Source organism: Paenibacillus sp. J5 (assembly GCF_054955055.1).
Genome location: NZ_JBUEDD010000008.1, coordinates 1 through 14,925, shown reverse-complemented (window position 1 = coordinate 14,925; position 14,925 = coordinate 1). Strand labels below are relative to the sequence as shown.

Below are 14,925 nucleotides of genomic sequence, written 5' to 3'. Positions count from 1 at the left end.
TAGTCCAAGTCAAGCACTGATTTCTGGTTTGTGCCATTTTATAAACGTTGTTTTTCCAATGATGCAATGGAGGGAATGACGGTATCCTTCTTTCTTTATGATGGGGCGTCGACTGCCAGACTTGGTGAGTGAAAGGCTATGGTATTGAGATATAGCTATAAGCTATAACCAGTTATAGATATTCGGATTTACTCTATACCCGACCAAATATGTTATCTTTCTATCATACTAATCTTGCAGAGGGGTTTTGAACATGAAGAGCAGCAATCTAGGCTATCCCCGCATCGGACGGGACAGAGAATGGAAGAAGGCGCTGGAAGCATTCTGGGCAGGCAAGCTGGACGAGGCAGCGTTCCATCATGAGCTGAAGGGGATTCGCCTGGGCAATCTGAAGGCTCAGCAGGAACGCGGCATTGAGATTATTCCTGTAGGCGACTTCAGCTACTATGATCAGATCTTGGATCTGACGGCTATGTTCGGACTGGTGCCTGCGCGTTTTGGCTATAAGGGCGGGCCTGTAAGCCTGGAGACTTATTATGCGATCGCTCGCGGTAACAAGGATGCGGCGGCAAGCTCGATGACCAAATGGTTCAATACGAACTATCATTATATTGTACCTGAGCTGGAGAGCTCGCTGCAGCCGCAGTTGACCGGGAACCGTCTGGTGGAAGCCTACCGCGAGGCGAAGAAGGAGTTGGGCATTGAGGGTCGTCCGGTGCTGGTTGGACTGTACACTTATGTGAAGCTGTCCAGAGGTTATGCTGCGAACGAGCTGGAAGGCTGGATTAATAAGCTGCTGCCGCTTTACGCGCAGGTTCTGAGCGAGCTGCAGGCGGAGGGCGTGCAGTCGGTACAGATCGATGAGCCGATCCTGTCCACGACATTGTCAGCCGAGGAGCTAGGCCATGTGGAACGCATCTACGCAGAGCTGGCGAAGGCTGTGCCGAATGTGAAGCTGTTCCTGCAAACCTACTTCGAATCGGTGGATCATTATGAAGCCGTGGTAGCACTGCCTGTAGCTGGCATCGGCCTGGACTTCGTCCATGACGGCGGCCGTAATCTGGCAGCGATCGAGCAATTCGGCTTCCCGCAAGACAAGCTGCTGGGCGCAGGCATCATCGACGGCAGAGGCATCTGGAAAGCCGATCTGCAAGCGAAGCTGGAGCTGCTGGAGCGTCTGGCTGGTCATGTCGCCAAGGATCGCATCCTCGTGCAGCCGTCCTCCAGTCTGCTGCATGTTCCGGTAAGCACAGCAAGCGAGCAGAAGCTGGAGCCTGTACTGTGCGAGGCGCTGGCATTCGCAGACGAGAAGCTGGTGGAGCTGGTGCTGCTCGCCAAGGGCGGCAACGAAGGCGCTGCGGCTATCGCAGCCGAGCTGGAGGCCGCTGCAAGCAGCCGCAGCCAACTGGCGCAATCCGCATCCCGCGACCGCAAGCAGGTGCATGAGCGCATTGCTCAGCTTCAAGCGCAGCCATCCGCGCGCAAGGGCAATGTCGAGCAGCGCAAGCAAGCACAGCAGGCAAGATGGCAGCTTCCGTTGCTGCCGACAACGACGATCGGCAGCTTCCCGCAGACGCCTGAGGTTCGCCGTGCCCGTCTCAAGTGGCGCAAGGGCGAATGGACTCAGGAGCAGTACGAGGCGTTCATTAACGAAGAGATTAAAGGCTGGATCGAGCAGCAGGAGCAGCTCGGAATTGATGTATTCGTGCATGGTGAATTCGAGCGCACAGATATGGTGGAATTTTTCGGCGAGAAGCTTGCCGGATTCGCGTTCACATCCTATGGCTGGGTACAGTCCTACGGCTCGCGTTGCGTGAAGCCGCCGATTATCTATGGCGATGTGGCCTTTACCGCACCGATGACAGTGACCGAGACCGTCTATGCTCAATCCCTGACACAGAAGCCAGTGAAGGGGATGCTTACAGGGCCGATCACCATTCTGAACTGGTCGTTTGTCCGTGATGACAAGTCGCGTGAGGAAGTGGCGTATCAGATCGCCCTGGCACTGAGAGAGGAAGTTGAAGCGCTCGAGGCTGCTGGCATCGGCATGATTCAGGTTGATGAGCCTGCGCTGCGCGAAGGCTTGCCGCTCAAGCGAGAGCAATGGGCTGCTTACCTGCACTGGGCTGTGCTTGCCTTCCGTCTGTCTACCTCGACCGTAGCAGATGAGACGCAAATTCACACCCATATGTGCTACAGCGAATTTAATGATATTATCGAATCGATCAGTGCGCTGGATGCCGATGTCATCTCCATCGAGACCTCTCGCAGCCATGGCGAGCTGATCAAGAGCTTTGAGGATTATACGTATGACAAAGGCATTGGCCTGGGCGTGTACGACATTCACAGCCCGCGTCTGCCGAGCGTTGAGGAGATCGGGACGATGATTGACCGCGCGCTGCGTGTGCTTGATCCAGCTCAATTCTGGATTAATCCGGACTGCGGCCTGAAGACCCGCAAGAGCGAGGAGACTGTAGCGGCGCTGCGCAATATGGTGGCGGCGACAGAAAAGGCGCGCGAGAAGTACGCTGTCGCGCAAGCTTAATGGGCATGCTGCTAGAGGCAGCATGGATTTCAGATCCAGAGGCTAGAGGAGGCTCTCAGATGCGGCAACAGTACGCCGCAGGAGCTGCAGCGGGGTCGCTTGCAGCCGCATAGCGCAATGAATATCGACAAGAAGGCAGGGAGCCGCCAGGCTCCCTGCCTTCTTGTCGATATGGAGCAATCGCAGCGCGATATCTCGTGAGCTTCATGCATAGACCTATGCTTCATATACCAGACAACCAAGGGAAATTTATCCACAGAGTCTTGTCGCTTATTGTCGCTCTGTTATCTACTCTATAAAAATAATGATTGACACAACAAGACGCCATTCGTTACTATGGATAACGTAATTACGATAATGATAATCAATATCATTAACGGAATTATAGATCATGATTTTTCCGTAGGAGGGAAAGTGGTGTCAGCTAAGTTAAAGGCTCACGGGAGCCGATGGTTGTCCGTTATTCTTAGTGGGGCGTTATTGTGTGGTTCACTGTCAGCAGGCTGGGGGAATGCTGCCGCAGCGGGTGTGATGGGTGAGGAGGTCGCAGTAACGTTAGGAAATACAGAGCTTGAGCTAGATGCGGCCAGCGAAATTGCAGCAGAGCTGCCCGCAGGAATGGAGCCATCGCTGCGGTATAAGCTGGAGAACGATGAATCTTCCAATGAAGGCGGATTGAAGGCAGAAGTGGCTCCCGCGACCGACCCGGATGAGCAGGTGAATCTGATTGTGGAGCTGGCTGGCGAGCCATTGCTCAGTCGATTCTCGCCACTGGCGATTCAGATGCAGGCACAGGCGGTGCAGAACAGACAAGCCGTGCTGGAGAATGAGCATACAGCGGCCAAGCAGCGCCTGTCTGGACTGCTTGGCGGCAGTCAGGGGTCTACGGGTCTGATGAGTCGGTCAGCGGCTCAAGGGCCGGAGGTGGTCTACGAGTATTTCACGGTACTCAATGGACTGTCTATCGTGACAGAATATAAGCATCTGGAACAGATCGCTGCACTGGAGGGTGTCAAGCAGGTGTGGGTAGCCAGCCAGTACGAGCCTATTCGGCCGGCAGACAGTGCAAGCCCGATGCTGGCGAGCAGCAGCGATATGCTGGGCGCCTCGCAGGCGTATGAGCTTGGACTGACAGGCAGAGGAGCGACGGTAGCGATCATTGATACCGGCCTGGACTGGAAGCATGAGGCGTTCGCCTCCAACATGCCGCCGCAAGCGACATTGAAGCATAATCGCAGCAAGGTCGCCGCCATTTTAACTGCGAATGAGATGTCTGCGGGCAATGTGCAGTTGGACGCTGTATACATAAATGACAAAGTGCCATTCGCTTATGATTATGCCGATAAGGATACCAATGTCATACCGTCCAGATCGAATCATGACAATGTACATGGTACTCACGTAGCCGGTATCGTCGCAGGCAATGGCGGCGAGATCAAGGGAATTGCACCGGATGCGCAGTTGCTCATCATGAAGGTGTTCAACGATGTCAACAGCTTTACGAATGACGCGAGCATACTGGCTGCGCTGGATGATTCGGTCAAGCTGGGCGCCGATGTCATTAACATGAGTCTTGGCGCGAATGCGGGCTTCACCGAGGCGGGGGAGAGCAGCAAGCAAACCATGTACGAGCGGATCGGCGACGCAGGCATTCAACTGATCGTGTCCGCCGGCAACAATTACAGCTCGGCGTATGGGAACCAGAGCGGACGACATCTGCCGTATGCCGCTGAGCCGGACAATGCGATCATCGCATCGCCATCGACCTATCCGGCTGCACTGTCCGTCGCGAGTATGAAGAGCAGCGAGCTGACGAAGATGCCTTACCTGCAGGCCAATGAGCGGGATATTATGTTCGAGGATTTCTCCGGGCCTTCCGATCCCAAGCTACAGGCACTGGAGGGGACCTATGAGTATGTCTATGCAGGCTTTGGGAGCGAGGAGGAGCTGCAGGAGGCTGGTGATCTTAAAGGCAAGATCGCCCTTATCTCCAGGGCTGGAGACATCTCCTTCGCAGACAAGGTGATGAACGCTTACGCTGCAGGAGCGGTTGCGGCGGTCATCTTCAACAACGAAGCGAAGAGTGTCGTGATGGATATTAGCTATTACTACATTCCCGCAGTGCTGATCTCGGAGGAGAATGGGAACTATCTTCGTCAGTTGGACACGAAGCAGATGACGGTAGGCGAGGAGCTGACCGCGAATATGGCGAACCCGGAGGCCGGGCGGATGTCGGACTTCTCCTCCTGGGGGCCGGCGCCTGATCTCAAGCTGAAGCCGGAGATTACAGCGCCTGGCGATCCGGTCTATTCCTCCGTTCTGGATAACGGATATGAGAATCTGAGCGGAACCTCGATGGCGGCACCCAATGCTGCAGGAGCAGCCGCGCTGATCAAGCAATATGTTCAGAATAAGACGGGCGCGGCTTCTTCTGCCGAAATCAGCGGCCTGGTTCAATCACTTATGATGAGCACAGCAGTGCCTGTTCAGGATGAGGAAGGGCAGTATTATTCACCGCGCAAGCAGGGAGCAGGGATGGTGAGCATTCGCCAGGCGATGCAGGCTGAGGCTTACTTGAGCGTAGAGGGTAGCAGCCGACCTAAGGCCGAGCTAGGCTACAATACGGATGGGCGATTCTCGTTTACCTTTACTATTCACAGTCTGTCCGATCAGACCAAGAGCTACACGCTGAAGACGGCGGCACTATCTGAGAAGTTCATAGACAATAACGGCAAGCCGCTGTTTGCGCAGCAGTCCCAGGATTACACTGGCCACGGTGTGGATGTACAGTACGCTGGAGCTGATAACGGTACCATAACTGTCGAGCCGCATGGGCAAGCGACGGTGTCGGTAACCATCACACTCTCAGATGAGCTGAAGCAGCAATTGAATAGCACGGCAGTGAACGGGACGTTTATAGATGGCTTCGTGCTGTTGACAGAGGAGCAGCATCAGCTATCCTTGCCGTTCCTGGGCTTCTATGGCGATTGGGCACAGCCTGCGCTGTTCGACGGCACACAGTATGGTGAGGAAGGCTTCTCGATCAAGGGAAGCTACCCCTATAACAAGCACGCGGAAGCGCCCTATTTGCTCGGCCAGAACCATATTGCCTTGGAATTGGGTGGAGAGGGTGTAATCGAGCCTGAGAAATTTGCCATCTCACCTAAGGGCTTGAGCAAGGTCGCCAGAGCTATCGGCACCTCGACCGGGCTGCTGCGCAATGCGGAGCAATTGACCTATGCGGTGAAGGATCATGAAGGGCATATCGTCAAGGAAATGAAATACAGCTATATTCCCAAATCCTATTATTCTTACGGATCGATAACCTACGCGGAAGCCTTCATGCCCTCTCAGCCATTCTTCGACGGGCTGGATCAGAATAAACAGGAGGTTCCTGAAGGACGGTATACCTATGAGGTTAGCGGGACGGCCTCAGGGATAGGCGGTAGCATGAGCGATACGTGGTCGTTTGATTTTACCTATGACAAGACCCCTCCAAGTCTAAGTGACTATCGCGTCTATGAGGAGAATCAACGAACCTATCTGGAGCTGACAGTACAAGACAATCACTATGTGAGCGGCTTGCAGGTGGCTACCAGTGGCGGCGGCGCAGTAAGCGATCTGGTGGCTGTGAAGTCGCCCGACAGTGTGGCAGCGGACGGTTCTACCTTGGTGACTGTCCACGTGGACATCACCGAAGGACTGAAGAAGCTGGAAGAGCACAATATGCCGACAGATAAGGTATATGTCGATCTGTTTGACTATGCCATGAACTATAGCAGAGGTGAGGTGACGCTGCGTCAGATTGAAGCTGAGCAGGTCACACTGGATCAGACTGAGCTTGCTCTGACGGTGGGGACTACCCGTGATTTGAAGGCTGTGGTCACTCCAGATAATGCCACGAATCCTGTGCTCGTATGGAGCAGCTCCAATCCGGCTATTGCGGAAGTGGATGATCATGGAGCCGTGAGTGGAGTAGCAGAAGGGGAAGCAATGATTACCGTCGCCACGTCCAATGGCAAAAAGGCGACAAGCACGATTACCGTTAACCCGATTGGTGACCTGGGCATCGTGCTGGAGCGTGAAGAGCTCGAAATGAAGACTGGAGAATCCCATCAACTGAAGGCTACGCTCAATGAAGCCATCGTCTCAGGGTCGGTTGGATGGAGGAGCTCCAATGAGAAAGTGGCTGCTGTTGATCAGAACGGCGGCGTAACGGCTATCGCGGAAGGCACAGCCGAGATTACGGCCACGATCTCTGGCAAATCAGCGACGATCCGCATTACAGTCGTTTACCCGGTAGACCCGGATTTCGTGGTCGAGAATGGCGTGTTGGTGGAATATAATGGCATGGGCGGACATTTGACAATTCCGGAGAATGTGCGAGAGATTGCCGGCCAGGTATTCCAATACCGTAATGACATCTATTCTCTCAAGTTCGGCCCGAATCTGCGTAAGATCGGCGCAGAGGCGTTTGCTTATAATACAGAGCTGAGTAGTATAGAGTTCTCTAACGGACTGGAAACGATTGGAGAGAATGCGTTCTACGAAGCATCGAAGCTGACTGAGCTGCTGCTGCCGGACTCCGTTACGGAGATTGGAGCCAACGCCTTCGCCAAGGCGATGACATTGCAGAAGGTTCATCTGCCATCAGGACTTGTACGTATTGAGGACGGCGTGTTCCAGGAGAATCGTGCACTGACCACGATCAATATTCCCGCCTCATTAACTGAGATTGGTAACAGAGCATTCTATATTACACCAGCACTGACCTCGATCGAGCTGCCTGACGCACTGCAGAAGATTGAAGCGGGAGCCTTCGCCTCTTCGGGTCTGTCCTCTGTTATCATTCCGAGGAATGTGAGGGAGATTGGCGAGCGGGCCTTTATGGGAAGCCCTGTACAACGTCTGGAGCTGGGGGCGGGAGTCACGACCATCGGTCTGGGCGCGTTCATCCAGACGAAGCTGGAGAGCATCATCATCCCGGATACGGTCAAGACGATTGAGAGCCAGGCCTTTGCCGAGATTGACTCCCTGACGAGCGTGAAGCTGGGAGCAGGCGTAACAGAGCTTGGCGATCAGGCATTCCATCATTCTACACAATCGCTGCTTCGGAGCATCGAGGTGGACCCGGCCAACCCGGCCTACAGTAGTGTGGACGGTGTCCTGTTCAATCATGACAAGACGACATTGCTGCGCTACCCTTCGGGTCATCCCCGCGAGAGCTATACGATTCCGTCCGGGGTGACACTCGTGTATGATCATGCATTCCAGGTGGCAGCCAATCTGATCGAGATCCAATTCCCGGATACGCTCACTGCGATTGGCAGTCATGCATTCAGCACCGTCACTAGCTTGCGCTCCTTATCGGTGCCTGCGAGCGTGAAGAAGATTGGACGCTCTGCATTTGTTCAAGCGGTACGACTGGAGACGCTGGATCTGGGCGAGGGCGTTCAGGAGGTAGGGGATTACGCCTTTGCGTACAATGAGAACCTGAAGAGTATTCGCCTTGGCAATGTTCGGAGGCTTGGAGCGTATGCCTTCCAATATAATAGCAGCTTGGTAGAGTTCACGTTCCCCGACAGTGTCGAATCAGTGGGACAGTCCGTGCTGGGCAACAATCAGCGGCTGTCTGTTGTCCACATCGGCTCCGGTCTGACGGAAATGGACGGTAGCCCGTTTGCCAGCTCGCAGTTTATAAAGGAAATTCATGTATCGCCGGCTAACCCGGCCTATGTCAGTGAGAACGGGGTGCTGTTCAATAAGGCGAAGACCGACCTGATCCAGTACCCGGTGGCGAAGCCGGATACAGCCTATACAATTCCGGCTACGGTAGAGCATGTCAGCGATTATGCGTTCCAGAGTGCGAAATTTCTGGAGAAGGTCGTATTTCAGGAGGGATTGAAATCCATCGGGTTGTCCGCATTCAATAATGTGAATCGCCTGTCAGTCATCGAGCTGCCAGACAGTCTGGAGAAGATCGGCATGTTCGCGCTATCGGGAACAGCCGTGGAGGAGCTCCGACTCGGCAACCATGTGAAGGAAATCAGTACATGGGCATTCGCCTTCTCGGAGCACCTGAAGTCTGCGACCATTCAGGGGGATAATGCCACACTTGGCAGCTTTGCCTTCACAGGTGCGACTCAACTGAAATCCGTTATAATCGGCCAAGGCATCCGCGAGATTGACTTCGCCGCGTTCGAACCCGGCACGATCATTCAGGGATGGGATAAGTCCGCTGCACAGGAATATGCGGCAGGCAATGGTCTTACATTTGAGATGTATCCAGCGTACACAGTCAAGCTGGAAGCTGCGGCTGGCTCTGTCGTTAGAGCTTCAGCGCAAGGCGGAGCAGGAGAGAAGCTCTACCGGTTCAGAGTCGGCAAGACCGGCGCTGACCAGACGGTAGTCAAGCAGGCCTACTCCTCGCGCAACGAATATCAATGGGGCGGGCTGGAGGCAGGAAGCTATACACTCTATGTCGATGCGAAGGATGAAAATGGAGTCATCCTCACAGCAGCAACGACGGTTACAGTCGGAGGCTCCTCCAGCAGCGGCTATGTGTCAGCAGACAGCAGCACTCCTGCTGTGCGCATCACAGACAACACAGGCAAGGAGCTGCAGACGATCCGAAATGTAGAGGTTAAGGCGGATCGTGTGGAGCTGGCGTTGACAGCCGATATGCTGGACACGTTGTTCCATAAGGCAGCAACCGATAGCACGGGCATCCAGAGAGTCGGGATAACCATTCCGCAGATCGGTAAGGAGCGCACGTATATGCTGAATATTCCTAGCAGCTATGTAGCCGCCGGGAATGGCAAGAAGCGACTTGGTCTGACGACAGCGCTTGGAACCGTGGAGATCAGCGACCAGTTGCTAACTGCGGAGCAGATCGGTCAGACGAAGAATCTGACATTGAGGATGAGCGCCGCTGACACGTCGAAGCTGGACGCACGTCTGCAAGCGCAGATCGGGAAGCATCCCGTCATTGAGCTAAGCATTCTTGCGGATGGCAGACCTGTGTCATGGAATAACGACGCAGCGCCGGCATCTATAGCGATTCCTTATACCCCATCGGCTGCGGAGCAAGCCAAGCCGGAGCAGCTCGGCATTGTGCATATTGATGATCAAGGTCAAGCCATACTGCTGTCCTCAGCATCGTATGATCAGACGGCAGGAGCCATCCGGTTCACTACCCCGCATTTCAGTACATTCGCTGTGGTGTTCATAGACAAGCCATTCGGCGATATGAACAGCTATGCGTGGGCTGACAGCCAGGTTGCGGCTCTGGTGGCCAAAGGCATCATCAAGGGCACGGCGGAGAATACCTTCAGCCCTGGAGCCAATGTCACACGCGCGGACTTTGTAACAATGCTGGTGCGGACGTTGGGGCTTCGTGCTGAAGCAAGCGGCCAGTTCGAGGACGTGGCAGAGGGCAGCTACTATGCTGAAGCTGTGGCGGTCGCCAGAGAGCTCGGTATTGCGCAAGGCGCGGGCAACCGGTTCTATCCGACGAATAGTATCACCAGACAGGATATGATGGTGCTGACAGAACGTGCGCTCCGCAAGGTAGGCAAGCTGCAGTCCACCGTCCAGACGCAGGAGCTGGAGGGCTTCACGGATCGCAGCCAGATTGCTGGTTACGCTGAGGAGAGCATCGCGGCACTGGTAGAGAAAGGTCTGATTCAGGGTGCGAACAACCGCATTCGCCCTGAGGCGATGACGACACGCGCGGAAGCGGCCGTGTTCCTATACCGAGTTTATTCTATGAAATAATAGGTGACCTCACCTACACCTGGGGCTGTCCCGAAAGTCATAAATGACCTAGGGACGCCCCTTCCTCATATCGTCAAACCAAAAGAAACCGTTACTTGGTAAAATGGAGGTACTACCCAACCAGCTACCAAAGGAGACGGTTTCTTTGTTCAACTCAGGAGCGATGAGGGATACGCCCTGTCGGTTCCGCCATCTCACCCGCATACTAGGCTCGTCTGTGCTGCACTTGCCAACTGCCGCAGGAATCGCTATAACTAGTAATAATGATCACTATATGTTTGTTCGAGCGATAACAAGCTTAATGAATAGCAAGGATGGGATACAATGACATTGCAGCAGTTGAAATATGTGCTGGAGGTAGCCAACCGGGGCTCGATGAATGAAGCGGCCAAGCGGCTGTTCATCTCCCAACCCAGCTTGTCCAATGCGATCAAGGAGCTGGAGAAGGAGATCAAGATCACGATCTTCGAGCGGACGAATAAAGGCATCTCGCTATCGAAGGAAGGGGCGGAGTTTCTCGGCTATGCCCGCCAGGTTATCGAGCAGGCGGAGCTGCTGGAGGGGAGATATCTGAATGCCAAGCCTTCGCCGCAGCATTTCTCAGTATCTACCCAGCACTACGCCTTTGCCGTTAATGCGTTCGTTAAGCTGGTGCAAGAGCACGGCCAGGATGAGTATGAGCTGGCGCTGCGCGAGACGAAGACACATGAGATTATTCAGGATGTGAAGAGCCAGCGCAGCGAGATCGGCATCCTGTATGTGAATGAATTCAATGCCAAGGTTATCAATCGGCTGCTGAAGGATGCGAATCTCAAGTTTACCAGTCTGTTCACCGCCAGGCCCCACATCTTTATCAGCACCACCAACCCGTTGGCGAAGCAGTCGATCGTCACTGTGGATGAGCTGAAGGATTACCCGTATTTGTATTTCGAGCAAGGTGAATATAATTCTTTTCATTTCTCGGAGGAAATTCTGAGCACCCTTTCTCACCCCAAGAGCATCTGCGTCAATGATCGGGCAACACTGTTCAATCTGCTGATCGGACTGAACGGCTACACCATCTCCACGGGTGTGCTCAGCAAGGATCTGAACGGCAATGACATCATCCCGGTGCCGCTCGATTGTGATGAGACGATTAATGTGGGCTGGATATGCCATCAGAACGCTGCCCTGTCGAAGCTGGCCGCCGAATATATCGACGCGCTCTATGAATCGATTAGTGCTACAGGCTACTGACACGGCTTCATCTGAACAATGCAGGGCAAGCGGGGAGCTGCCAACGCGCGCCTCCTAGCCCCTGTCTGTGCGTCTTCGCCAAGACTCTGCATAGACAGCACTGCGGAAATGCAGGATCGGGTCATCCGTCAGTTCGATGCCCTGAGAGACCATAGCCGGGTCCATAAATAGGTCATGTGGCTCATCTACCGAACGTAGAATGGACAGTTGCCCCGCCTCGATCCGCCTGCGGCTGTCAGGCCAACGGGTCGTCGGGTCGTCCAACGGGTCGCCTTCCTCGCCCAGCACGATATGGAGGCGAAAGCTCACTTCCTCGCGGGCAAGCCGCTGCGCCATTTCATCAGCCATGTACTGCTGCGGCAATTCAGTGAAGCCGGACAACGGCACAGTGTGAACACCCGCATCAGGCTGCCATTCAAACTTCACGGGCTGCAAGTGATCATCCTGATCGCGTAATAAAAACGTGTGAATCCCGTAATAGCGGCAGGTGGCATAGCTTAGCGGAGGCAGTAGATGGCCAGCAGCGAGCAGACTGTTCTTGCCTTCGGCAAAGTGCTCGGCCATATCCTTGATCATATCAGCGATGGTCAGCTCTCCTGACTTTGCGCGTCGATAATCCCCGATCAGATCCATGAAGGATGCAGGGGTACGCGCAAAGAATACAGGCAGGGTAACGCCAACGAAATTCGACACCATGCCGTCAGGCTGCTTGAATTGCACCGCCATTCCTTTGACTAGCGACATGACATCTGACTGAGCTGGATCAGGCGAGCTTTGGGAGAAACGGACGATCGCGGCGCTATCCACTGCTTGAAGATGCGGTGCGGTTGTCCAGGGCGCCGCTTGACCATTAGAGCGGAATACGGCCTCATAGCATTCTCCTCTAGCATGAGCGCGCCGATAACCAGGCAACACACGGAAAGAAGCCTCAATGTCATTTGTTGCTTGAATGGGGCATTGACCATGTAGCGAATCCAACGGGTGCATGTAATTCAACCTCCTTTGTCAACTGTGTCTTTAATTTCCCCTATCTGACAGAGCTTATTACGGGTTCTCCAATTATTTCCGAGGAAATATGGAAATGAATAGCGAATTCAGCATCTCTATCCATGATTCTATAGTAAAGTGTGATCAGGATTTTCATTGAAATCTATCATGCAAAAATGTAATATAATAGTTATGGGTCTTTAGTCCTTGCCCAATCGGGACTTTAGGAGTTGTATGCGCGTTGCACACAACTGTTTGCAAGATATGCCAATTGCCCTGTGTTCGCGGCTGATGCTTAAAACCGGGCTTCGCCGCAGATGTCTGTGACGCTGAGGCGAGACAATAACCGAAATATCGTGAAGGTTGCAGTAGAGGCATCAGCCTTGCACGGCTAATTCCGACTACACACAAAGGCACGGTGATAAGTAGATGATTAAAGCGTTAATAGTAGACGATGAGCAGCATGCTTTAACTCTACTGGAGCTGTTTTTGATGCAACTCGGGGGATTCGAGATCGTCGGCAAATGCAGTAATGGATTTGAAGCGCTGGCACAGATGGAAGGCGGGATGCCGGATGTATTGTTTCTCGACATTGATATGCCGGAGATGAGCGGGATGAAGCTGGCCGAGAAGGTGCGGGAGATGGATACGGAGGTGCTGATCGTGTTCCTGACAGCCCACGAGCAGTATGCGCTAACGGCATTTGAGTATTCTGCCGCAGATTACCTGCTCAAGCCGGTGGAGCTGTCACGGCTGGAGAAGACGGCGGTCAAGCTCCGCAAGGAGCTGCAGAGGCAGATGGTTAAGGCGAAGACGCAGCTCACGTCGCTCGCTGCTGCTTCTGACGAGAAGGATGCTGTATTGGAGGTATCGCTATTAGGTACCTTGATGATGGGTGTGGGGGAGCAGCGTGTCAAGTGGCGAACCGCTAAGGAGCGGGAACTGCTTGCTTATCTGGCCTTGCACGGCGGGCGTCCAGTAGCTCGGGATCTGATTATTGAAGATTTGTGGCCCGAAGAGAACTACAGCAAAGCCAAAATATATTTACATACTTGCGTCAGCTTGCTGCGCAAGCATATGAAGCAGCTTGGATTTGTTGATGTGCTGCATTATGAAAACGAGAAATATTATTTGGACACTGTGCGCATCGCAATTGATGTTCATCAATTCAAGCAAGGAATCGAGCAGATCAAGCTGCGCCGGACGGATGCATCGGCAGTTGAGATTGAACAGGTTCTCCGTCTGTACAATGGATATTTGCTACAGGGACAAGACTATGTTTGGGTCAAGCAGGAGGCTGAGATTCTCGACAACGCGGCCTACAAGCTGCGCATGCGGCTGGCGAATCTCTATGAGGAACAGTTGGAGCATCAGCTATTGCTGGACACCGTAGATCATCTGCTGCAGTTGCATTCTCCTTATGATGAGGAGGTCTATCGCATGATGATGCGTACTTATCACAAGCTTGGCAACAACGACCAAGTCAGGCGGGCCTATGAGCAGTTGGTGTTCCGGTTAGAGGAGCTGTCTGTCAAGCCCTCTGAGATCACCAGGCAGCTATATAACAGCATTCTCGTCCCAAGTGAGCAAGATTCTACATAGGCATAAATAATGTAAATCGTTAAGCCCTTGTCGTGGTATACTGAGGACAAGGACTGACTAGTCACCTGTTCCAAAGTGGCAGGTGCCTGCAGCCCCACAAACAGACGAGGTGAGAAGATGGATCTTTCGACAAGTCGTATATTTGTCAATCTGCCGGTGAAAGATTTGCAGCGAAGCGTGGCGTTTTTTACAGAGCTTGGTTTTTCGTTTAATCCTCAGTTTACTGATGAGAACGCTACTTGTATGATCGTCAATGATTCCATCTATGTCATGCTGCTGGTGGAGGATTATTTCCGTTCGTTTACGAAGAAGGAATTGCCCGATGCGTCCACCCCTGGAGTAATCATTGCCTTGTCGCTGGACAACAGGGAGAAGGTTGATCAGTTGGTGGCCAAGGCGCTGGAGATCGGCGCGGGTCATTATTCCGATGTGACCGATCATGGCTTTATGTACACTTGGGGATTTCATGATCTGGACGGACATATCTGGGAGCTGTTCTACATGGACCCTGCCGCCGTGCAGCAGGATCAGGCATAGGCATGCAGGGGATTGGGTTATGGGCTACACAGGGTAGCTAAGGGCACTCTGCATTGAAGATAGAGTGAAGATAGAGAAGATTGACGGTTTATAGGAGCGTTGCCCACAGGGTGACGCTCCTTATTATGTACGCCCAGCATGGGCGTCATCTCTACGGTGAAAGTCCGGAATGGGGGCTGGCAAGCGCCTACCATTAGCCAAGAGCAAGGGTGTCCGTCGTGAGGTGGAATCTGAAGGAAGCT

The 14,925-nt window shown here is 53.6% G+C and carries 6 protein-coding genes; 5 read left to right on the top strand and 1 reads right to left on the bottom strand.

Annotated elements, in window-relative coordinates; all coding sequences use genetic code 11:
- The first annotated feature begins 253 nt into the window (after window positions 1-253).
- The 3 genes from metE (at window position 254) to ACY1JZ_RS15540 (ending at window position 11,557) form a co-directional block, all read left to right on the top strand.
- A complete protein-coding gene (metE, locus tag ACY1JZ_RS15550; protein WP_462629997.1) occupies window positions 254-2,545 on the top strand; it encodes a 5-methyltetrahydropteroyltriglutamate--homocysteine S-methyltransferase in 2,292 nt (763 codons plus the stop codon).
- Window positions 2,546-2,962: 417 nt separating this feature from the next.
- Window positions 2,963-10,321, top strand: a complete 7,359-nt coding sequence (locus ACY1JZ_RS15545) for a leucine-rich repeat protein (protein ID WP_462629996.1) — start codon at window positions 2,963-2,965, stop codon at window positions 10,319-10,321.
- Between the two features lie 324 nt (window positions 10,322-10,645).
- Complete coding sequence (locus tag ACY1JZ_RS15540) at window positions 10,646-11,557, top strand: LysR family transcriptional regulator (RefSeq protein WP_462629995.1); 912 nt, start codon at window positions 10,646-10,648, stop codon at window positions 11,555-11,557.
- Between the two features lie 54 nt (window positions 11,558-11,611).
- On the opposite strand, the gene ACY1JZ_RS15535 is transcribed toward ACY1JZ_RS15540, so the two are convergent.
- On the bottom strand, window positions 11,612-12,544 hold the full coding sequence (locus ACY1JZ_RS15535) for a catalase (RefSeq protein ID WP_462629994.1): 933 nt from the start codon (window positions 12,542-12,544) through the stop codon (window positions 11,612-11,614).
- A 429-nt stretch (window positions 12,545-12,973) separates the two neighbouring features.
- On the opposite strand from ACY1JZ_RS15535, the gene ACY1JZ_RS15530 reads away from it, so the two are divergent.
- Together ACY1JZ_RS15530 and ACY1JZ_RS15525 are read left to right on the top strand one after the other, a co-directional pair.
- Entirely contained in the window at window positions 12,974-14,146 is a 1,173-nt protein-coding gene (locus ACY1JZ_RS15530) for a response regulator (protein ID WP_462629993.1), read from the top strand.
- A gap of 117 nt (window positions 14,147-14,263) precedes the next feature.
- Complete coding sequence (locus ACY1JZ_RS15525) at window positions 14,264-14,683, top strand: VOC family protein (protein ID WP_462629992.1); 420 nt, start codon at window positions 14,264-14,266, stop codon at window positions 14,681-14,683.
- Window positions 14,684-14,925: the final 242 nt, after the last annotated feature.